Annotated in this window: 18 protein-coding genes; all 18 read right to left on the reverse strand. The window is 41.8% G+C overall.

Annotated features, from left to right (window positions below):
- Window positions 1-20: 20 nt before the first annotated feature.
- Complete coding sequence (locus tag EDD74_RS02575; protein ID WP_116442252.1) at window positions 21-1,814, reverse strand: L-fucose isomerase; 1,794 nt, start codon at window positions 1,812-1,814, stop codon at window positions 21-23.
- Entirely contained in the window at window positions 1,811-3,091 is a 1,281-nt protein-coding gene (locus EDD74_RS02580) for a Gfo/Idh/MocA family protein (protein ID WP_116442253.1), read from the reverse strand. The genes EDD74_RS02575 and EDD74_RS02580 overlap by 4 nt, the downstream gene beginning before the upstream one ends.
- Window positions 3,079-4,416, reverse strand: a complete 1,338-nt coding sequence (locus EDD74_RS02585; RefSeq protein ID WP_016440556.1) for an alpha-L-fucosidase — start codon at window positions 4,414-4,416, stop codon at window positions 3,079-3,081. Before EDD74_RS02585 ends, EDD74_RS02580 begins: the two co-directional genes overlap by 13 nt.
- A gap of 34 nt (window positions 4,417-4,450) precedes the next feature.
- Entirely contained in the window at window positions 4,451-5,314 is an 864-nt protein-coding gene (locus EDD74_RS02590) for a carbohydrate ABC transporter permease (RefSeq protein WP_008975630.1), read from the reverse strand.
- Window positions 5,311-6,240, reverse strand: a complete 930-nt coding sequence (locus tag EDD74_RS02595) for a carbohydrate ABC transporter permease (RefSeq protein ID WP_008975629.1) — start codon at window positions 6,238-6,240, stop codon at window positions 5,311-5,313. The genes EDD74_RS02590 and EDD74_RS02595 overlap by 4 nt, the downstream gene beginning before the upstream one ends.
- An 88-nt stretch (window positions 6,241-6,328) precedes the next feature.
- Window positions 6,329-7,642 (reverse strand): ABC transporter substrate-binding protein, encoded by a 1,314-nt coding sequence (locus tag EDD74_RS02600; RefSeq protein WP_116442254.1) that lies wholly within the window; start codon window positions 7,640-7,642, stop codon window positions 6,329-6,331.
- A gap of 159 nt (window positions 7,643-7,801) precedes the next feature.
- Window positions 7,802-9,091 (reverse strand): ABC transporter substrate-binding protein, encoded by a 1,290-nt coding sequence (locus tag EDD74_RS02605; RefSeq protein ID WP_116442255.1) that lies wholly within the window; start codon window positions 9,089-9,091, stop codon window positions 7,802-7,804.
- Complete coding sequence (locus EDD74_RS02610; RefSeq protein WP_243116168.1) at window positions 9,078-9,845, reverse strand: response regulator transcription factor; 768 nt, start codon at window positions 9,843-9,845, stop codon at window positions 9,078-9,080. The genes EDD74_RS02605 and EDD74_RS02610 overlap by 14 nt, the downstream gene beginning before the upstream one ends.
- Window positions 9,817-11,523, reverse strand: coding sequence for a sensor histidine kinase (locus EDD74_RS02615; protein WP_016440561.1), 1,707 nt, complete (start codon window positions 11,521-11,523; stop codon window positions 9,817-9,819). The genes EDD74_RS02610 and EDD74_RS02615 overlap by 29 nt, the downstream gene beginning before the upstream one ends.
- A gap of 391 nt (window positions 11,524-11,914) precedes the next feature.
- The gene (gene pcp / locus EDD74_RS02620; RefSeq protein ID WP_116442256.1) at window positions 11,915-12,532 is read right to left on the reverse strand and encodes a pyroglutamyl-peptidase I; all 618 of its coding nucleotides are present in this window, start codon (window positions 12,530-12,532) and stop codon (window positions 11,915-11,917) included.
- Window positions 12,533-12,561: 29 nt separating this feature from the next.
- Window positions 12,562-13,041, reverse strand: coding sequence for a 23S rRNA (pseudouridine(1915)-N(3))-methyltransferase RlmH (gene rlmH, locus EDD74_RS02625; RefSeq protein ID WP_008975622.1), 480 nt, complete (start codon window positions 13,039-13,041; stop codon window positions 12,562-12,564).
- A gap of 174 nt (window positions 13,042-13,215) precedes the next feature.
- Window positions 13,216-14,604, reverse strand: coding sequence for an NADPH-dependent glutamate synthase (gene gltA, locus EDD74_RS02630; protein ID WP_008975621.1), 1,389 nt, complete (start codon window positions 14,602-14,604; stop codon window positions 13,216-13,218).
- Complete coding sequence (locus EDD74_RS02635) at window positions 14,604-15,491, reverse strand: sulfide/dihydroorotate dehydrogenase-like FAD/NAD-binding protein (protein ID WP_008975620.1); 888 nt, start codon at window positions 15,489-15,491, stop codon at window positions 14,604-14,606. The genes gltA and EDD74_RS02635 overlap by 1 nt, the downstream gene beginning before the upstream one ends.
- A 324-nt stretch (window positions 15,492-15,815) precedes the next feature.
- Complete coding sequence (locus EDD74_RS02640) at window positions 15,816-16,997, reverse strand: iron-containing alcohol dehydrogenase (RefSeq protein WP_008975619.1); 1,182 nt, start codon at window positions 16,995-16,997, stop codon at window positions 15,816-15,818.
- A gap of 125 nt (window positions 16,998-17,122) precedes the next feature.
- A complete protein-coding gene (locus EDD74_RS02645; protein ID WP_116442257.1) occupies window positions 17,123-18,358 on the reverse strand; it encodes a chitobiase/beta-hexosaminidase C-terminal domain-containing protein in 1,236 nt (411 codons plus the stop codon).
- A gap of 14 nt (window positions 18,359-18,372) precedes the next feature.
- On the reverse strand, window positions 18,373-19,212 hold the full coding sequence (gene folD, locus EDD74_RS02650) for a bifunctional methylenetetrahydrofolate dehydrogenase/methenyltetrahydrofolate cyclohydrolase FolD (protein WP_116442258.1): 840 nt from the start codon (window positions 19,210-19,212) through the stop codon (window positions 18,373-18,375).
- Window positions 19,213-19,225: 13 nt separating this feature from the next.
- Window positions 19,226-20,896, reverse strand: coding sequence for a formate--tetrahydrofolate ligase (locus EDD74_RS02655; protein ID WP_116442259.1), 1,671 nt, complete (start codon window positions 20,894-20,896; stop codon window positions 19,226-19,228).
- Window positions 20,897-20,938: 42 nt separating this feature from the next.
- Window positions 20,939-23,431 carry an FtsK/SpoIIIE family DNA translocase gene (locus EDD74_RS02660; RefSeq protein ID WP_008975615.1) on the reverse strand — a complete coding sequence of 831 codons (2,493 nt, stop codon included), beginning with the start codon at window positions 23,429-23,431 and terminating at the stop codon, window positions 20,939-20,941.
- Window positions 23,432-23,441 lie beyond the last annotated feature (10 nt).

Below are 23,441 nucleotides of genomic sequence, written 5' to 3' on the forward strand. Positions count from 1 at the left end.
GTTGGAGCACTCCAGAAGTTTTATCGATAAAGCGGTCCATAAGCGGAACATGCCCGATAGTCCTGCCCTTCTTTATCCATTCCGAACGCATTCCATGCAGCTGGACGGAAAATGTTCTCTTCTGCTACATTGTGCATAGAAACCGGTATCCTTAACATAGAACAAAGTGTGATCAGATCGGCACCGATATGTCCGTAGCTGATTGCCCCATGATTTGCTCCCCAATTATTCATCACATCATAAGCGGTCCGAAATGCCGGACTGTCATTGGTTCTCGGAACAAACCAAGTACACGGCCATGTATAATCTGTTCGCTTCCATAGAATATCTGATACCTCCTCCGGCAGTCGGATCGTCCATCCCTCTGCAATCTGCAGCGCAGGTCCAAGACCTTTGATCAAATTCAGGCGGATCATTGTCACTGGCATCTCTGCATTGGTAAGAAATCTCGAAGAATACCCACCACCGCGAAAGTATCCAAAATCTGCTGGATTCCATGTGACATTTTCTAGTATCTGTCTCTGATCTTCCTCAGTCACTTCATACCATGGCTTCATAACTGCATTGCCACAATCATCTTTCGCTTCTCCACAGGCATCCAGACATGCTGCGCCGGAGTTGATCAAATGGATCATTCCGCCTGCTTTGGCAGCTTTTCCTTCCATGGTATACCCTGTTGCTTTCCATACAGCCTCTGGGCTCCAGTAAGTTCTGACATCTGCAAAAATCTGTGCACGATTTGTCAAAAGTTTCATAAACAACATTCCAATTCCGTTTAACACATCATTTTCTGTAGCAAGGATATACGGCTCACGCGGTCCATCCCAGTCAAAGGAGGTATTTAAAAGTGCCTCTGCAAAATCTCCGTTTGGATAAAAATCTGTCCACTGTCTCTGTCCCTGAAAACCTGCTGCCAAAGCATTGTGTCCCATCTGTTCTTCCTCGCATCCTTCCGGAAGATTCGGATTTCCATTCATGAGGTCTTTGATAATACACATCATTTTTACAACAAATTCCCAGTCATGGTCTTTCTGTTCTCTTGTTTTTTGTACCGCTTCCGGATTTTTATCAAATCCTTCTTTGCAGTGTTCTTTTGTCCATTTGAGTGCCTTCTGAAATTCTTCTTCATCGTAGATTCCTTCTTCCATGCGGCGGATCAGTTCTACTTCGTCCACAGATTCCATACGCATACCGAGATACTCTTCCAAAAATGCAGCATCGATGATGGAGCCACCAATTCCCATTGTCACAGATCCAATCTGCAAATAAGAAGTTCCACGCATAGATGCCACTGCTACTGCACTTCTCCCAAATCGCAGAAGCTTCTCCTTGACATCTTCAGGAATCTCGCGCGCGGAGGCCGGCTGTACTTCATGCCCATAGATCCCAAATGCTGGAAGACCTTTCTGCGCGTGTGTTGCAAGGACACTTGCCAGATAGACTGCTCCTGGTCGCTCTGTCCCGTTAAATCCCCAGACTGCTTTTATCGTTTTCGGATCCATGTCCATTGTCTCGGCTCCATAACACCAACATGGTGTCACAGTGAGTGTAATGTCAACCCCCTCCCGGCGGAACTTATCCTGGCAGGCTGCCGCCTCTGCGACACCGCCAATTGTTGTATCAGCCAGAACAACTTGAACAGGCTCTCCATTTGCATACCGGAGATTCTCACGGAAAAGAGTTGCCGCTGCTTTTGCCATGCTCCATGTCTGCTCTTCCAATGATTCTCTTACTTTTAAATATCCTCTTCTTCCATCTATCGTTGGGCGAATCCCAATAACCGGATAAGCGCCGATTCTTCTGTTTCTGCTCATCGTTGTACCTCCTCCATTAAATTCTTCTTATAGGTTGCAAAGTCGATCGTCTCTCCACTGAGCCTTGATTCCTCCGCTGCCAGTGCCATCAGATGACTGTCTACAGAAATTCCGGCACCTGTCGGTACCTCGCTATTTTCTGAATTTCCAAGAAGCTGGACAAAATCGTGCATCATTCTCTCGTCACTTCCGCTGTGTCCTTTGGACGGCGTATGTAAATAAATCTCCTCGGTATTTCCACTGACAAAATCAAAAATACGGATTCTTCCTTCCTCCATATCTCCTTGTATTTCTCCATTTGTCCCCATCAGCGTGATTGTGCGCTTACATTCTTTTGTAAAAGCACTCATCACAAAGGAAACTTCCACGTCATTTTCAAATTCCATATTGACAATCTGATGGTCTACTACCGTATTATCACAGCAAAACACACAGCGCCCGTACGGTCCTGTTTTCAGCGCCGTGAGCACTGATTCTTTGTCACTTGTCGGAGTCACCGCATAGACGAGTCCGTCTGTCTCTGCCTTTGGATGTTCCAAATAAAACTTCGGTGCATAAAAAGCACAGTGATCTCTATGAGGGCATCCATCCATGCACTGCTTTGGTGCATGTGCAGGCGCATTTTCTTCTTTAAAAAAAGTAAGTTTCCCAAAAGAACTGATTTTTTTGCATGGAGCTTTTGCAAGCCACAGAAGAATATCCATATCATGGCAGCACTTCTGCAGGATCATTGGGCTGGATTCTTTTGCATTTCTCCAGTTTCCTCTCACAAAGCTGTGTGCATGATGCCAGAACCCGACTGATTCCATCGCCTGTATGCTCATTAACTTCCCTATTTTCCCGGAATCAAGTAATTCTTTCAGTTTTGTGTAAAAAGAGGAATAACGAAGCACATGGCAGATTGCCAGCACCCGGTTATATTTTTCCGCAAGCATTCCCATTTGAATGATTTCTTCTTTTTTAGGCGACATCGGCTTTTCACAAAGTACATGATACCCTCTTTGAAGAGCCATCGTCACTGGCTCATAATGCATCTGATCCTGTGTGCAGACAAGTGCACAGTCTGCCATACATTCTTTCTGAAGTAGCTTTTCATAACTTTCATATTGATTTTCTTCTGGAATTTTATGAAGTGCTGCTATCTGCTTTCTGCGCGCAATATCAGGTTCTGCAACCGCTACAATTTGAAATTCATCTGGATGTTCCAGTGCATAGGAGGCGTATACATGTCCTCCGCGGAGCCCTGCTCCAATTAGGATGGCTGTTATTTTTCCCATGAGTCTTTGTCTGCTCCTTTCTTTTTCAGGACAATTTTCAAAACAGTATCTGTCTGATCTGGAAGTGGATAAGTAAATACCGGATTTTCTCCAAAAGAAACAAATGCTGATTCTTGAAACTGTACGGTATTCCATGCTTCTCCACGATTCATCTCACTTCCATCTGCCAGATAGTAAACGACATCTAATTCCTCTGGTGTAATCCCGTAAAGTGGCATGGCTCCCAGCGCTTCCTCAAATACATGTGCATAAATCACATCGCCTTTTTGCGTGTATCTCCCCCATTCCGGTTTCGGACGTTCGCAGATAGTATTTCCATAAATACTTTCACCGTTTTTCTTCATCCATACACCAATCTCTTTTAAAATTCTGACACTCTCGCAAGGAATATTTCCTTTTGCATCCGGGCCTACATTCAAAATCATATTTCCGCCTTTGCTTGTACATTCTACTAGCTTGCGTATCAGCATCTGCGATGATTTAAAGGTATGGTCAAAATTGCAGTACCCCCAATGGTTGTTCATTGTCGCACAAAGTTCCCATGGAATCAGCTCTCCCTCCTGATCCCGGATTCCCTCCGGCGGAATGATCTGTTCCGGACTTGCAAAATCACCACTGAAGATCGAAGGCTCCGCCGTCGCAATACTTCCATGATCTTCCCCGGAACCTTCCAGACGGTTATCAATAATAACATCTGGCTGATACATTCTCACCATGCGGATCAACTCCTCAGCGCGCCATTTCTCCCCACACATATCATCGTAGGAAAAGTCAAACCAGAGCAGATCTAACTTTCCATAATTCGTCACAAGTTCTTTTACTTGTCCATGCATATAATCTAAATAACGGTCAAAATCAAATTTTTCATCTTTGTATGCCTCACAGTTTCGCATCGGATGCTGGCGGTCTTTGTACTTTGGAAAATCCGGATGATGCCAGTCAATCAGTGAAAAGTAAAGACCAACTTTGATGTCTTCTTCCCGACAGGCATCCACAAACTCTCTCACAAGATCTCTCCCTGCTTTTGTGTTCGTACACTTATAGTCTGTCAGAGCAGAATCAAACAGACAAAATCCATCATGATGTTTCGCCGTCAGCACCGCATATTTCATCCCTGCTTCCTTTGCAAGACGCACCCACACTTTTGGATCATAGTCAACCGGGTCAAACAGGTCAAAATATTTCTCATACTCTTTCACCGTCATCTCACGCTCGGACATAACCCACTCTCCGCAGGCAGGGATCGCATAAAGTCCCCAATGGATGAACATTCCAAATCTTGCATCCATAAACCATTTTGTTCTTTCTCTAATTTCCTGATTCATTTCTATCTTCTCCTTCTTTTCATATGCTGTATGATTATCCTTTTACTGCTCCTCCGGAAAGTGCTTCCACGAAAAACTTGCTGAATACACAATACAAGATAACCGGCGGCAGGATGATCACGACCATTGCCGAGAACAAACCATTATAGTTTGTCCGGAATGATGTTGTAAATGTAGATAACAATGCCGGCACTGTCAGTTTTTCGCGGTCGATCAACACAAGAGAGGCCCAGTAGTATTCATTCCAGTTATTTAAAAAGGCAAGAACCCCTGCTGTCATAATTCCCGGACGTGCCATCGGAAAAATAACCTTCTGCCATGTCTTCACATAACCGCATCCATCTATTCTTGCCGCATCTTCCATCTCCTTTGGAATATTCATATAGTAATTTTTAATTACAAAGAAGCTCACTGCCAGACCACTGCAAGAATAAATCAAGATTAAGGCGCCTCTCGTATCATACAAATGCAATTTATTGACCAGATTATAAACCGGATAGGTCAATGCAGTAGCTGGAATAAACATGGTCGAATACAGCATGACATTTACAAGCTTTTTCCCTTTAAAATCCAGTCTTGCCACAACATAGGCAGACATGGAGATCATCACGATACTGATCACAACTGATACAAAAGAAATCAGTAAACTGTTTCCGAAATACCGCATCACATGCAGATCACGGAAGGTAGAAATATATCCTTCCAGATAGATAGATTCCGGAAGCATAAATCCCGGACGTGCCATCGGATCTTTTTTGAAGCTGGAAAGTAAAAGCCATACAAGCGGAACAAGCGCTACAAATGCTGCCCAACACAGACAGATAACAGTTACGATTCTTGTCGCTTTTGAGTCTTTTTTCATTCGGTTTTTTGATACTTTCTGTCCGTTTTTTCTCATGAACGTTTTCCTCCTTTTGTCGGTCTTTTCCATGTGAGATTAAAAAGCATATTTATGATGACAATAATTAACATTCCTGCCAGAATCTGTACAACGGCAACGGTATTTGCACGGCCAAACTGTGTACGAGGACTTGTAATGGCAAGTTCCCGGATCACATAGCTGATGCTGTAAGTACCGGCTGCACCCTTTGTGAGAAAATATACTTCATTGTAAAGTAAGAATCCACCAGTTGCCGCTAAAATACATACCATGCGCAGTGTTTCCTTGATCATCGGGATCGTAATATACCAATCCTGCTTTAACCCACTTGCACCGTCCAGTCTGGCGGCTTCTCTTACTTCTTCCGGAACTGCCATAATATTTCCGAGAATCATCAGTGTTGTCGTACCGGTAAAGAAAATATATGCAGCTGTCATTGCCCAGAATGCCGGTCCTTCAAGCAGAAGAATGCTGTCTTTAAAATCCTTGTTGAACAATTTGATAATCGGGTTTACCACCCCATAAAGCGGACTATATAGCTGTAAGAAAATCATACCCATAGCTGCTGTTGAGATCATATTCGGGATAATGTAAATATTCCGGATCAATTTTACCCCTTTCATCTTTCTGGAAAATGCAAGTGCAATCAATGTAGCGATCGGGATTTGGATGGCAACTCCCAAAAGTGCCCACAGAGAAGAATTTTTCAGTGCCTCCCAGAAATATGGATAAGTATGAAAAATGTATTTGTAATTATCCCACATATTTTTTATGCCAAAAAATTCCGGTGCATTGATATTTGTGTAATCCCATTTGCAAAAGGAAGTGACAAAAACTGTCACGATCGGGTACAAATAGAAAATAACAAAAGCAATCAGTGTCGGAGCTAGAAATGCAAAAATGAATCCCTTCCTCCGCCAACCAAGTCTGTTATGTCTGTTCATCTTTTAAACCTCCTTCTAAGAACGATTTCTGTTCTGCCAAAGAAAAAGAGCTGTCGTTTTACGACAACTCTTTTCTACAAAACATTCGTTATCCGATAAGCGCTGTCAGTTCCTTTTGCAGCTGTTCAAACCGGCTGTCGATATCTGTTCCGGATACCGCACATTCCATTAAAGCATTGATCATGGATGTTCTTACATCTGATCCCCATACATAGTTCAGATCCTCTGCAATGTATTCTGCATCATTGACAAGTGTACATGCTTCGGCGAGTTTGATCGTCGCTGCATTTCCACTTTCTTCGGCAAGTTTATTTAAGTCTAACGTTGTGTTACATGGATTTGCCTGTACTTCTGTAAAGATCTTAGACTGCACTTCTTCGCTTGTCATATATTTTATGAATTCCAAAGCAAGTTTTTCTTCTTCCGCACTCAATCCGCTGGAAATTGTAAGTCCAGATCCTGCTGAAGACAAAGCTACATTTTCAGGGAAGATTGTCGGCTGAATCTTTTCTACCATACTTTCATCGATTCCACTGGCATTCCAGACACCATTTGGAAGCACTGCCATCGTCCCTTTTTTGTTAAAGTCATCCATCACATTTCCAAGATCTTCTACGGTGTGATCGGAGCCATTTGCCTGATCCATCTTCGCCACTCTCTTAAATGCCTCTTCAAACGTCTTAGATTCGATTGTCTCCTGTGTCATTTCTGACTCCAAAAGTTCTCTTCCTTCCTCCGTAGATGCAAGCATTGCATTGAACATGATGATGGATCCCTGACCCGCTGCATATCCGTATGTATCACCGCCGAGTGCTCTGACTTTCTCCATTGCAGCCTCATAGCCATCCCAGGTACTTAAGTCTTCTAACGTTACTCCTGCCTGATCTAAAATTTCCTGATTGTACCACATTCCACGGCTTTCCATCTGATCGTGTACAGAATAAATATGTCCGTCTATATCATTCTGCGTATAATTCAGTCCTACCGCATCTTTCAGATTGTTCTCATCGATGTAAGGTTTCATATCCAGCACAAGGTCCTGAGCAATTGCGGCCTGCGGCACTGCAGTTCCACAATCTACAAGATCTGGGAAACTTCCCCCTGCAACCTGTGAGCTTACGATGTCATCCCGATTTTCAACTGCAATTGGTTTGAACTTTACTTTGCCGTCTGCATGGCTTTTTGCAAATTCTTCATAAATATCACGCATCACTTTTGCCGCCGGCCACTCACTTTCCTCATGGTAATATCCGTGATAGAATTCCAGCACAGCTTCTGCATTTTCTTTTTTCTCCTTTGCCGTCCCTTTTGCTTCTTTGGAATCTCCACATCCTGCAAGCACCGTTGTTCCCATCGCTACCGCCAATGCAGTACTGATTACTCTTGCTTTCATTTTCTTCATCCTACTTCCTCCTCCACGCACAGTTTAAAATTCTCCTTGTTTTGTGCATTCATTTAATTTATGTGCTTATTCTAAACATTTTTCTGTGCATTTTGAATAAAGTATTTTTACGAATAGTTTGTTCTATATTTACTTTTTAACTTTTTATATGGATTATATTTACTTTTTTAGTCTGTTTTGACTATTTCGTTCTAGTAATTGAAAAAAAACTTCTCCACTCATCTCCTCCTGAAAAAACACCGGCAAATATTCCTCGAATATATGCATCTGTGCACTGTTCCACAAATTTGCCGGTACTTGGATCTTTATTTCTGCCTGTTTCACTTCCGTAGCCGCCTGGCAGAACCGGGGCATTTTTTCGCTATACTGTTCGATTGTAATCTGAGGATTTGCCGGCATCTGTCCGGTTTTCAGCAAGATTCTCTCTTGCACCTCTTTGCTGAGCATATACTTCAAAAATTTTATGCTTGCATCGATTCGTTTTTCATTCTCTGTATTTCCAAGAAGATATCCAAGCCCCGCGGATTCACAGGCAATCTCTGCACCTTCTCCAAAAGGAAGAAGCGCATAAGATACCGGAAGGGTCTCATCAATCATAAATGCTCCCCAAATTCCATTGATGTACATTGCAAGCTTTCCATCATTGAACAGGTCTGTTTCATCCCGATAGCTATATTCCTTGCTTAAAGGTTTTGTATAATGCCACAACTCTTTCTGCTGCTCTAACACAGTACAGATTTCTGACTGAGACATTGGAACCTTGTTCTGACTGATCGCAACACTCCCTCTCCCTCTATTCTTTGCAAGCATCTGATCTGTGATATAGAGATATCCCTCCACGGTAGGTCCAAGAGGCATCACATCCTTATTTGATGTCTCAGACCACGTTTGAATCTTTTGACATGCGCTATAAAATTCTTCCCATGTCTCTGGAATAGACGTAATTCCAGCTTCACGAAAAATCTCTTCATTGTACCAGTAACCTCCACCAAGCATAAGGACATCGGAGACGGTATAGAGCTTACCATCCCTCGTCTTCCAATACTCCATACTAGATGGAGCAATGCTGTGCAACAATTCTTTATCCTCCTTAATGTATGGCATAAGATCCAGCGCCAGTTCGTTTTCTATCATAAACTGGTACAAGGATTCCTTTCCTGCATCCCCACAGAAAATCACATCTGGAAGATCTCCCACAAGAATTCTGTCCTCTGCCCGTTCTACCATCTCTTTCCCTGTCGGCATTGCGATCAGATTCAGAGAGATATCCGGATATTTTTTCTGAAAATCGGAATAGATTTTCTGCATTTCTTTGTGATCCATCTCCGTGCTTCCCCAGCCATGCATCACTGTGATCTCCACCTGCTTTTCCTTTCTTTCACTACAACCTGACAGGAAAAATACTGCTCCTATCATACAGATAATAAATATCCTCTTACTTTTCCTCATGCTCCTCCCCTCCTACATTTCTGAATTCTTTTGGCGACATATGCGTATATCGTTTAAATACACGAGAAAAATAGCCGGTATCCTCAAATCCAACAGCCTCTGAAATCTGATATATTTTCCAGTCTGTTGTAGTCATGTATTCTTTTGCCTTTTCTACACGCTTTCTCAAAATATCATCAAAGAGATTTATGCCCCTTTTATTTTTATACAGTCGACTTAAGTAGCTTCCATTGGCATGAAGCGCTTCCGCCATCTCCTCCAGTGTGATTTTCTTTTCCAGGTTTTCCTCGATATAGCGAAGCATCTGATCATAGAGACTATCATTCTCTTTCTTTTCCTCCAGCTCTACACTGACTGACAAAGACTCTTTTTGCAACTTTTCTAAATTTTGTATCGCCTTTTCTACTGCTCCCGGGAGTTCCTCTAGGACGGAAATTTTCAATACATACTCACACACCCCATACTTGATCGCCGCTCTCGCATACTCAAACTCAGAATAGGCGCTCAAAATAATCACCTGGGTCTCCGGATACGTTTCATAGATATACTGACAAACCGCCAATCCATCTGCTCCTGGCATTCGGATGTCTGTAATTACGATATCGGGTTTCTCCTCCTTCATTCTGTCTATCAGTTTCTTTCCATCTTCTGCTACATACTTAAGACTGCATCCCATCTTTTCCCATGAAATTAATTTTTGCAGTGCCTCCCGAATATAGGCCTCATCATCTGCTGCCATCACGTTCCACATCATCCGCTCTCCTCTCCGAGGGTATTACAATCTCCACAGTCGTTCCCTCTCCTTTTTTTCCTGTCACCTTCCATGTGTGGTTTTCTCCATATAAAATATAAAGAAGTCGCTTTGTATTTTCCAGTCCGGTATGTGTATGCCCTTCTTTTTCCCGGACCGTTTCCACATCTTCTTCCTCAAACCCTACACCATCATCTTCTACAATAATATGAAGCCGCTTGTTTTGTTCATAAAGTATTACCTGCACCTTTCCACTGCCCTGTTTTGGTTCCAGACCGTGCGATACCGCATTTTCCACAAGCGGCTCGATCAAAAGTCTCGGAATCAGATTTTCTTTGACTTTTTCTTCCGGACAGATAATCTCATAAGTGATCTTGTCCTGAAATCTACTATTTTGAAGATATAGATAAAATTCCACTAACTCCAGTTCCTCTGCCACTGGAATCATAATCTCCTTTTTTCGGAAAATTTTTCCTCTCACCAATTCAGAGAATGCCCGCAGACATTGATACAGTTCTTCGTTTCCTGCCAATTTTGCCTTCAGACTCAGCATGGAAAGGATATTAAACTGAAAATGCGGTGTAATCTGTGCCTGGAGATACTTTACTTGAAGTCTCGTTGCGGTAAGTTCTTTCTCATACACTTCAAGAATCAAATGCTGGATCTTATCCGCCATCTCATTAAATACTACAGATATATCATGGAACTCCTGAATCTGAAAATCATCCATTCGGATATCAAATTGTTCCTCCCCAAATTCATGCATACTTTCTCTTACTTTCTTCAATGGTTTTGACAATCGATACCCAGAAACAAATGCAAGAGCGGCTGCCAGGACAAGTGCCAGAAGAAGGATGAATAAAAACGCAAACAATGTTGGACGAAGAACGACATAGAGATTTTCTTTCCCGACTACCGAAGAAATCTGGATATCAAATTCGCCGTCAGCACTGCTGTATACCAGATTATCGCCCTCTATTTTTCTTCCGTCCGAAAATAAAATTTCATCGTTTCCTTTGATTTCCCATCCCCAGTCCTGGTACCCTTCCACTGCCGAGAAAATCTCTTTTATCGCCTCTCTCTCTATTTGCACCATGCAGATTCCGACGTTGTTCATACTTTCATCATATATTGTAAAACAGAGATACCACTTGCCATTTCGGATATAACTTTGATATCGACAATTTTCTTCATAAAACTCTGTTAAAATGTGCTGACAAATTTCTTTCTCCTCCTTTGCTGCCAAAACAGTCAGAGGATAATAGCGTCTGTCAAGTTCCTTCCCTACTTTATTAAATAAATGTACACTTTCAACGAATGGGGTTTGCTCTGCCAGGTTTCCCGCCGAAAAAAGTTCCATCATATATCCAAGCTGTTTTTCCGCATTTTCCTGATCATAAGATTCATTTTTTAAAAATGCTTCCAATAATGGATTATGACGGATAGAAACTGCGCCATCTGAAATAAACTGGATGTGGCTTTGGATCTGCTCGTTTGTACTGTCCAGGACATATTGCATATCTTCTTTTGCATTTTGTAAAAATAAAAAAGAAAATACACTGATCAGAACAACTCCCAAGAGGAACAGTGTCCCTACAGAAGTCACTACTGTCAGAAGTGTAAATTCCTGGCTGAGTGTTTTTCGTTTTTTCTCTTTTCCCATTTTCTGTCTCTGAATCATATCCTCTGCTTCCTTAAAATAAACTCTAATGGATTTATTCTAGCACAGCTTTTCCATAAAGTCATTTGCTTTTGTAGTTTTTCTTCTCTATTTCATTTAAAATCTTATATTTTTTATACATTTTGCCCAACAAAGAAAAGGCGGAACATTTTTCTATGCAAAAATAAGTTGAAAAATATTCATGACAAACGGGAGAAAATAATGACGTATTTTTTGATGAATGGTATAATATAAGAAATTTAGCAGCAGTGAAAATGATTTTTCATAGAAATGAAAAACAAATGAGGTTATAGCAGTGAATAAAAGTTATGATTATATTTAGTAATCTCGCTATTCGATTAAAAGAATAACGAGATTTTTTATTTCAGTCTATGTTTCTAGATAGGAAATGTCAATTTTTATCCTCTCCGGCAACTGCCTCCAGCGCATATAGTAATGCCTTTGAGATGGTAGAAAGTTCCATTGTAGCCGTTCCGACAGGCTTTCCGACGCCTTGCTCTGTCGCATATGGCACATGAATAAAACCGCCTCGAATAGAAGGATATTTTCTATCAATCAAATAAAGAAGATCATACATCACACTGTTACATACATAAGTCCCCGCTGTGTAAGATATGCTTGCAGGGATCCCATGATCCTTGATGTTTTTTACCATTGCTTTTACCGGAATGGTTGCAAAATATGCCGTATCTCCATCTTCTTGCACTTTTACATCCATCGGTTGATTTCCGGCATTATCCGGAATTGAAGCTTCTGCAAGATTGATCGCAACACGCTCCACTCCGATATCGGCTCGCCTTCCTGCCTGCCCAACGCAGATTACTGCATCCGGCTGATGTTGCAGAATTCCTGTTTCCACAACTTTTCCGGCCTCTCCAAACACAGTTGGAATTTCCATTTTTACAATCTGTATATCTCCTGCCATATCTGGTAAAAGCTTCACTGCTTCATAAGCAGGATTGACACTTTCTCCTCCAAATGGCTCAAATCCTGTAATTAAAATTTTCATCTCTGATCTCTCCTGTACTTTCAATTCTGTTACTTATGATACGGCGCTCCTTCTATAATCCGATATGCACGATAAATCTGTTCCAGCAAAATAACACGCATCAGTTGATGTGGAAAAGTCATTTTGGAGAAACTCAATGCATAATCGGATTTTTCTAAAACTTCTTCGCTAAGTCCAATCGAGCCTCCAATCACAAAAATAATATGGCTTTTCCCTTGAATTCCAAGTTGTTCGATTTTTTCGGAAAATTCTTCGGAAGATAACAATTTCCCATTGATTTCCAAAGTAATCACATAGGCACCTTCTTTTATATGCTTTAAAATACGTTCCCCTTCTTTTCTGCGAATTCCATTTTCTACCAATACGCTTGCCTGATCGGGTGTTTTCTCATCAGCCACTTCGATGATCTCCAATTTGCATGATTTGCTCAGCCGCTTTGTATACTCGGCGATTGCATCTTTCAAATATTTTTCCTTTAATTTTCCAACAGTAATAATTGTAATTTTCATGTTCATCTCCCTGCTCTGTACAAGACAGTGCTTCTATCTTATTTTCTCCTATTATTCTAGCGAAAAAAAGGACTTCCGTTTCAGTCATATACGGCAGTCCTTTTTTGTCACATCAGATCTGACTGAGATATTTCCTATCTCAGATCTTCCCTGAAACAACGATGATACTATCTTTTATTTATTGCTTAAGTATTCGTGAATACCTTTTGCTCCTGCTTTTCCTGCACCCATTGCAAGGATAACAGTTGCTGCACCTGTTACAGCATCTCCTCCGGCATAGACACCCTCTTTTGTTGTCTTACCGTTCTCTTCTTCTGCAACGATACATTTCCATTTATTTACTTCCAGTCCTTCTGTTGTAGAAGAGATCAGTGGGTTTGGAGATGTACCAAGAGACATGATCACAGTATCAAGATCCATTGTAAATTCAGATCCTTCTACTTCTACCGGACGTCTTCTACCGGAAGCATCTGGTTCTCCTAATTCCATCTTCACGCATACCATACCTTTTACCCATCCATTTTCATCTACTAAAATTTCTTTTGGATTTGTAAGAAGATCAAAGATGATTCCTTCTTCTTTTGCATGGTGTACTTCTTCTACTCTGGCAGGAAGTTCTTCTTCACTTCTACGATATACGATATGTACTTCTGCACCAAGGCGAAGAGCTGTTCTTGCAGCATCCATCGCAACGTTACCACCACCGATGACAGCAACTTTTGTTCCTGCAGCGATTGGTGTATCATAAGATTCATCAAACGCTTTCATCAGGTTGCTTCTTGTCAAGTATTCATTTGCAGAGAATACGCCGTTTGCATTTTCTCCCGGAATTCCCATGAATTTTGGAAGTCCTGCTCCAGATCCGATAAATACTGCCTCAAATCCTTCTTCCTCGATCAATTGATCGATAGTTGTAGATTTACCGATAACAACGTTTGTCTCAAATTTTACTCCGAGTTCTTTTACTTTCTCAATCTCTTTTGCAACAACTTTCTGTTTTGGAAGACGGAACTCAGGAATACCATATACTAATACACCGCCCAGTTCATGGAGTGCTTCAAATACAGTTACTTCATATCCTAATTTTGCAAGGTCACCAGCACATGTCAGTCCTGCCGGACCAGATCCGATTACAGCAACTTTGTGTCCGTTTGTCTTCTCTGCGCCAACTGGTTTAATGTCGTGCTCTAATGCGTAGTCAGCAACAAAACGCTCTAATTTACCGATGGAAACCGGTTCTCCTTTGATACCACGGATACATTTTCCTTCACATTGTGATTCCTGAGGGCATACACGTCCACAGATTGCAGGAAGTGCAGAAGATTCTCCAATGATCTTGTAAGCTTCTTCGATATTTCCTTCTTTTACTTCCTTGATAAATCCTGGAATATTAATAGCTACCGGACATCCCTGCACACATTTTGCATTCTTACAGTTGATGCAGCGAGTTGCTTCTTCCATTGCTTCTTCTTTGTTATATCCAAGACAAACTTCTTCAAAGTTTGTTGCGCGTACTTTTGGTTCCTGCTCTCTTACAGGTACTTTCTTTAATACATCTGCCATTAGTTGTCACCTCCGCAATTTCCACATCCGCCATGATGTGTATCGCCTTCCTGCAATTTCAAAATTGCACGGCCTTCTTCTGTTTTATACATTAACTGTCTCTTCATTGCCTGGTCAAAATCTACCAAATGTCCATCAAATTCCGGTCCGTCAACACATGCGAATTTGATCTCATCTCCTACCTGAAGACGGCATGCTCCGCACATACCTGTTCCGTCTACCATAATCGGGTTCATGCTGACGATTGTAGGAATCTCTAATTTTTTTGTCAGAAGACATACAAATTTCATCATGATCATCGGTCCGATTGCAACACATCTGTCATATTTTTTGCCTTCTCCGACTAATTTTTCGATCATGCTTGTTACCATTCCGTGGTGTCCGTAAGAACCATCATCTGTACAGACATAAAGATTTCCAGCAACAGCTTCCATCTCTTTTTCAAGGATCAGCATCTCTTTTGTCTTAGATCCAACAATTACATCTACATCTATTCCACGTTCGTGCATCCATTTTACCTGTGGATATACAGGAGCTGCCCCAACACCACCTGCTACGAACAAAATCTTTTTATTCTTTAATTCTTCAAGATCTTCTTCTACAAATTCAGAAGCACATCCTAAAGGACCTGTAAAGTCTCTGAAGTAATCCCCCTCTTTTAACTCTGCCATCTTATCTGTGGAAGCTCCTACAATCTGGAATACGATTGTCACTGTTCCTGCTTCTCTGTCATAATCACAAATCGTCAATGGAATTCTTTCCCCTTTTTCATCCATTTTTACGATTACAAACTGTCCCGGCTGACAGTGTCTTGCAACTCTTGGTGCTTCAACATCCATAAGAAAAATCTTATCTGCTAATTTTTCTGCCTTTTGTATTTTATACATCTTGCGCCTCCTAAAATTTTATATATTACCTATTTACCGCTAAGCCGTGAATAAGCATACATGATTATTAATATAATATATCATTCTTCGTTAAAGTTCAAGTATATCTTGCGATAATGTTAAAAATTTATCGGCATTTTCTAGTAATATTTCCTAAAGATTCTTTTAAAAAGCTTTTGGAAACAAACAAAATGGCACATCTTACGGAAGACATGTACTCCTGCAAAATGTGCCTTTTTGATTTTCTATCTAAGTAATCATTCAACTGCCTGATTCGGGCAAAACCTGTTTCTCAAAAGGTTGTTCTCTTGACAGACTTTCTAATTAGAAATCAACTTCTGTTCCGTAATAAATACATGTAAATAATCTCTCCATTGTTTCCGGATCGATTGCTCTTGGATTAGACCCTGTACAGGCATCTCCAACTGCATTTTTTGCGATTTCAGAAATCTTTTCTTTGAATTCATCTTCTTTAATTCCAAACTCTTTTAATGTTGCAGGAATTCCAAGGATTACGTTAAATTCATTGATTTTTTCACATAAACTATTGATCAGTGCTCGTTCAGAAGCTCCGGCAAGACCTACTCTTCTTGCAATCTCAGCATAACGCTTTGCAGCGACAGGATCTTTTGCATTATACTTGATGACATATGGAAGGTACATTGCATTTGCAAGACCATGTGTAATATGTCCTGTTGAGAATGCTGCTCCTGTCTTATGTGCCATAGAATGTACAATACCAAGCAACGCATTAGAAAATGCCATACCTGCAAGGCACTGTGCATTGTGCATCTGTGCTCTTGCTTCCATGTTTCCTTTGAAAGAAGCTGGAAGATAATCAAATACCATCTCGATTGCCTGAATTGCAAGTGGGTCTGTATATGCACAATTCAAAGTAGATACATAAGCTTCAATTGCATGAGTCAGAGCATCCATACCTGTATAGGCAACCTGATGTGCCGGAAGTGCTTCTACCAACTCAGAGTCAACAATTGCAACATCTGGTGTAATATTAAAATCTGCCAATGGATATTTAATTCCTTTTGCATAGTCTGTGATCACAGAGAATGCAGTAACTTCTGTTGCTGTTCCTGATGTAGACGGAATTGCCGCAAACTTTGCTTTCTGACGCAGTTCTGGGAAGTTAAACGGAATACATAAATCCTCAAATGTTACATCTGGATATTCATAGAATGCCCACATTGCCTTTGCAGCATCAATTGGAGAACCTCCGCCCATTGCCACGATCCAGTCTGGACCAAATGCGCGCATTGCTTCTGCACCTTTCATAACAGTCTCTACGGATGGATCTGGCTCAACACCCTCAAATAACTGAACTTCCATGCCGGCTTCTTTCAAATAGTTCACTGCTTTGTCAAGAAATCCCTGACGCTTCATGGAACCTCCTCCGACTACGAGAATTGCCTTTTTCCCTTTCAGATTTTTCAGTTCTTCCAGACACCCTTTTCCGTGGTAAATGTCTCTTGGTAATGTAAATCTTGCCATTGTCATGCATCTCCTTTGAATATGTATTGTTAATTTTTAAACAATTACATTATATCACTGTTAACAATTTAACGCAATTCTTTTTTTGTTATTTTACAAACAATTTATTTTCTTCTTACACTTCCTTATTCATAAGAATATGTGAGGGTATAATTCCTTTTTGTCACAGCACTTGCACGCCCCTTTTTGTCGATCAGCACTGCCGAAAACAAAGTATTTCCTTCTGGCATTTCAATTGGTTCTGTGTATTTATATGAATCTTCTGAATCCTTTTCCGGTACCTCACCATTGAAGGTATAATATGCCTCATATCCTTCAGGAACTTCAATTTCAATCATCGTATACTCATAGTACTGTCCTGTCGTTGGTGTTACAACCGGTGCATCTTCCAAAGGTAATTCTACCGTATATGTCTTCTCTTCCGTAAGACTTGGGACTCCTTTTTTATTTACAGCAATCGCTTTCACTGTAGTTGTACCTTCCGGGATAGAAATCGGTTCCTCATATTTTGTGCTGTCTGTTGTAGGTTCGGAGCCATCGATCGTATAGTAGATTTCTTTCGCTTTGGATGTCAAGGTTAATTCCTGTACTTCATCATACTTACTTTCATCTAAACTAAATTTTGGCACCTTTACCTGATAAGATTTTAACGCAGTAAGAACACTTTCATCCTCACACTCATCAAGAAGGAGCGGAATCTGTGTCTCCTGATCTGTGGCAATATAAAAATCAATCATCTCTTCATACAGTTCTACACTGGTAGGATTTGCTTCGATAGCATCCCAGAATACCATCTCTGCCCTGTCAAGATCTTCCTGTGCATTGTACACAGCCGCAAGCCCGGCATACGCTTCTGCACGCGCCGGCTTTTTCTCTACTGCCTTCTCAAATGTACGGATAGCCTGATCATATTTCTGCTCCTTTGCCAATGCATATCCTTTTTTTATCTTGCCACTATAGGAACTTCTATAAATTCCGGCACTCAGAAGTGTCAGTAGTCCAACAGTTGCTGCGGTCATACCAATCAACAAACGTCTCTTCTTCCTTCTGACTTCTCTTCGACGCGCAAGCCGTTTCTTTCTCCGTGCTTCTTCTTCAGCTTCAATCTGGCTTCTTCTCTGCACAAATTCTCGTTTCTGCTGCTCTTCCTGTTTCTGCTGTCTTAATTTCTCCTGTACTGCCTGGCGATAACGCTCCAGTTCATTTTCTGAAGTCTCTCCCCCGCCAATGGCATCCCGCACCTGCTCCGCCAGCATATCATCCAGCGGATTGTAATCTGGAACAATTCTGACTTCTGCGCCACAATACGGACAATATCCTAGGTCATATGTAATTTCTGCTCCGCATTTTGCACATTTCATTTAGTAAAAACCCCCTATTTGCATGCCGCCTCCACACAGTTATACATCAGCATAGCTCGTGTCATCGGTCCCACTCCTCCTGGAACCGGTGTGATTGCGCCAACTTTTTCTATTACGTCATCGTAATCGACATCCCCGCACAACACATTGTCTTCATTTCGGTGAATGCCGACGTCGATCACGACTGCATTTTCTTTTATATATTCTTTCGTTATAAATTTTGGTTTCCCGACTGCCGCCACAAGAATGTCTGCTCGCTTTGTAATCTCCTTTAAATCTTTCGTTTGGGAATGTGCGATTGTCACAGTTCCATTCTCCCTTAGTAGAAGAAGCGCTGTCGGTTTCCCTACATTGTTACTTCTTCCAACAACTACACACTCTCTTCCACGGATCGAAATCCCTGAACGTTTCAAAAGTTGAATGACTCCAGCTGGCGTACAGCAGTCAAAGCCATCCCCTCCGATACAAAGCTTCCCGATATTGACCGGATGAAATCCATCCACATCCTTCGCCGGATCAATTGCCTTCACAACTTTTGATTCATCCATATGAGATGGAAGCGGAAGTTGTACAAGAATTCCATGCACATCTTCGGTGTGATTTAATTGATCGAGCAGTGCGAGAAGTTCTTTCTCTTTCGTTTCTTCTGGCAGCTCGTAAGAGCGCGATTCGATCCCGATATAAGCACAATCTTTCTTTTTCCCATTCACATATACCGTAGATGCGGGGTCATTTCCCACCTGTATCACAGCAAGGCAGACAGATTTTCCCTCCTGTTTCAGCCTTGCCACACGCTCTTTTAACTCTTCTTTGATCTGCATTGCAATCTGTTTTCCGTCAATAATCTGTGGCATATTTCATCTCTCCTTAGAATAAACCTGTAATATTTCCACTTGCATCTACATCAATATGATTTGCTGCCGGAACTTTCGGAAGTCCAGGCATTGTCATAACAGCTCCCGTAAGAGCGACAACAAATCCTGCTCCGGCATTTACATACACTTCACGGATATGCATATCAAAATTCTGTGGACGGCCAAGTAATGTAGCATCATCAGAAAGGGAATACTGATTCTTTGCCATACATACTGGAAGATTTCCAAATCCCATCTGCTCAATCTTTGCAAGCTGCTTTTCTGCTGCCGGAGCATACTCAACTCCTTTTGCGCCATAGATTTCTTTTGAAATCGTCTCGATCTTCTCTTTGAGTGTCAACTCATCGGAATATAACGGTGCGAAATGGCTTTCCTTTGTCTCCAAAGTCTGAAGTACCTTTTCTGCCAGTTCAATTCCGCCCTCTCCGCCGTGTTCCCACACTTTAGACAATGCAAACTCGCATCCTCGCTCCTCACAGAATTTTTGGATAAATGCATTCTCAGCATCTGTATCTGTCACAAACGAATTCAGTGTAACAATGACCGGAACATTATATTTCTGAATATTTTCAATATGTTTTTCCAAATTCACGATTCCTTTTTCCAATGCTTCCAAATTCTCTTCTGCCAAAGCATTTTTCGGAACCCCTCCATTGTATTTTAATGCGCGCACAGTCGCAACGATCACAACTGCATCTGGTGCCAGTTCACTGCTTCGACATTTGATATCAAAGAATTTTTCCGCACCGAGATCTGCTCCAAATCCAGCCTCTGTAATGGCAATGTCTCCAAGTTTTAACGCCATCTTTGTAGCTCGGACACTGTTACATCCATGTGCAATGTTGGCAAATGGTCCACCATGTACGATGGCTGGTGTATGTTCCAGTGTCTGGATCAGATTTGGTTTCATCGCATCTTTTAAAAGGGCTGTCATTGCACCTGTTGCCTGAAGCATATCGGCAGTAACCGGATTGCCAGAGAAGTCATAGGCAACGATAATCTTGCCAAGACGTTCCTTTAAATCTTGAAGATTATTCGCCAGACAGAGTACCGCCATAATCTCTGAGGCAACTGTGATGACAAAATGATCTTCTCTTACCATTCCGTCCATTTTGCTTCCAAGTCCAACTACGATATTTCTAAGAGATCGGTCATTCATATCCAGGCATCTCTTCCAGACAACCTGCCTTGGATCGATCTGCAGAGCATTTCCTTGCTGAATATGATTATCTAACATTGCTGCAAGCAGATTGTTGGCAGAAGTGATCGCATGAAAATCTCCTGTAAAATGCAGATTTAAATCTTCCATCGGAACAACCTGTGCATAACCTCCTCCTGCTGCTCCACCCTTAATTCCAAAACATGGGCCAAGGGAAGGCTCACGGAGTGCGATCACTGCCTTTTTATTTAATTTTGCCATTGCCTGTCCAAGTCCAACACTTGTCGTTGTCTTTCCCTCTCCTGCCGGTGTCGGATTAATAGCTGTCACAAGGACAAGTTTTCCATCTGGTCTGTCTTTGATCTGATCCCAAAGTTCATCAGAAAGTTTTGCTTTGTACTTTCCATAAAGTTCCAGATCATCCTCCTGAATCCCAATTGTCTCTGCCACCTCTTTGATCGGCTTCATCTGTGCTTCCTGAGCGATTTGAATATCTGTCTTCATCTTCTCTTCGTCCTTTCTTTTTATGCATCTGCTGCACTTACTTTATACATACTCCTCTATGTACTGCTCAAACTCTTCCATAGACATCAGTACCTTTCGCGGTTTGGTTCCTTCCTCCTCGCCAACGACACCAGCTTCGAAAAGCTGATCCATAATGCGTGCTGCACGGTTAAATCCAATTTTGAATACCCGCTGGAGCATTCCGATAGAAGCTTTGTCTTTTTCTATAATAAAACGTCCTGCATCTACAAAGTAGACATCGCGTTCATCGGCTCCTCCACCTGCTCCTGCAGCTGATGCCATTCCCGTCTGTGCACTGTTTACATGATTTTCTACTTCTTCATTATATACGGCATTTCCATTCTTTGTCACGAGATATTCTACAACATTTTGAACTTCTTTATCAGAGACAAATGCTCCCTGCACACGGGCAGGCTTCTGGTATCCCGATGGATAAAAAAGCATATCACCTTTTCCAAGAAGTTTTTCCGCTCCGTTCATATCAATGATTGTTCTGGAGTCCACTCCCGAAGACACCGAAAAAGCAATACGCGACGGCATATTTGCCTTGATCAATCCGGTAATAACATTCACGGACGGTCTCTGTGTCGCAAGAACAAGATGAATTCCCGCTGCGCGGGCAAGCTGTGCCAGGCGGCAGATCGCCTCCTCGATTTCCCCTGGTGCCACCATCATAAGGTCTGCAAGCTCATCAACAATAATGACAATCTGAGGCATTTTTTCTGGCTTTTCACCATTTTCTATCTGTTTTTCAACCTCAGATACCTTTTCGTTATATCCCCGTAAATCACGCACATTGTATTCCGCAAATAACCGATACCGCTTATCCATTTCCACAACAGCCCAGTTTAAAGCTCCCGATGCTTTCTTCGGATCTGTAACTACCGGAATCATCAAATGTGGAATCCCATTGTAGACACTTAACTCTACAACTTTTGGATCGATCATGATTAATTTCACCTCATCCGGATCTGCTTTATATAAAATACTCATGATCAGTGTATTGATACAGACAGATTTTCCAGATCCTGTCGCACCTGCGATCAGAAGATGAGGCATCTTCATAATATCTGCCACAACAACCTTCCCTGCGATATCTCTTCCTGCTGCGAAAGCAATCTTGGAAGTACTCTTTTGAAATTCTTCCGTTTCCAGAAGATCCCGCAGCATCACCGGGGAAGTCTCTTTGTTCGGAACCTCGATTCCAACTGCAGCTTTTCCCGGGATCGGCGCTTCAATACGAATGTCAGCGGCCGCCAGATTCAATTTGATATCATCGGCAAGACCGACAATCTTACTGACTTTTACTCCCTGCTCCGGCTGAAGTTCATAGCGTGTCACAGATGGTCCACAACTTACATTTGTCACAGTAACACGTACTCCAAAATTATAAAGCGTCTGCTGCAACTTGTTCGCTGTCTCACGCAAATGTGCATCGGAATCCCCACCACCTGCTTTTCCACGCTTCAATAGCGAAAGTGGTGGGCGCTGATAGTTTAATTTTGGTTGATGTTCCGTTTCTTTCCTCTCTCGTTCAACTTCTTCTGTCGCCTTTTGTGTCTCTTCCTCACTGGATTTCTTTTTCTTTGCTCTCGTATTTTTTTTCTCTGTTGCAGGATCCGGTGCAAATGGATCTCCTGCCGGAGCTACTTCTTCTAAAACTTCCTGTTTCAAAGTAGGCTCTGCACGATTGATCACAAAATCCAGCGGCTGCTCCTCAAATGGAATTTCTTCCGGTTTTAATTCTTTCAAATCTTCCTTAGGCTGTGTGAGTGTAGTATCAAATGTCACACCTGATATATGCTGGTCTGCTTTAGCCGCTTTTTTGGCCTCTCGTTTCGCAGCTTTCTGCGCTTCTTTTATCGCTTTTGTTTCTTCTTTTTCAGCACGCGCTTCCCTTTTCGCAGATGCCTGTGTCCGTCTTTTTCTGACATCTTCCTTCGCAGATGTGTAAACTTTTGCACTGCCCTTTTTCAGCCCTCTTAAAAAGGACTTTTCCGTGATCAGCACAAGAAAGATGATCATTAAAATAATCACTATCACATAAGTTCCCGCGACTCCAACTGCCGGGCACAACAATTTTGTAAAAATCCCTCCGAGCAGTCCGCCGCCCTTTTTCTCCTTCGCTGCATATCTATAAAAGGAAATAATAGTCTGCTCTTTTTCAAATGGAACAGTAAGCAACTGTAAAAACGTGCAGAGCATGAAGGAAAAACCAACTCCTGCCCCCAGTTTTATGTATGCAAAAGAATTACCTCTGTTTGAAAATACGAAAGCAGTCCCTAAAAAAAGTAAAACCGGCATGATATAAGCCGGCAGTCCAAAGATTCCGAACAAAAATGCAGAAACTGCATTTCCAAGAAATCCTCCCAGACCGAAATTACTCAAAATAAGAAGAATTGCCACTGCTAATGTCAAAAGAATGATAATCTCATCACGGAAAGAATAACTGTTTTGTGCCTTTTTCCCTTTTGTGCCTGCCTTTTTTGTTGTTTTGCCTTTCTTTGCAGCCATACAATATTCC

Origin of the sequence: Faecalimonas umbilicata, assembly GCF_004346095.1 — a bacterium.
Lineage (GTDB): Bacteria > Bacillota > Clostridia > Lachnospirales > Lachnospiraceae > Faecalimonas > Faecalimonas umbilicata.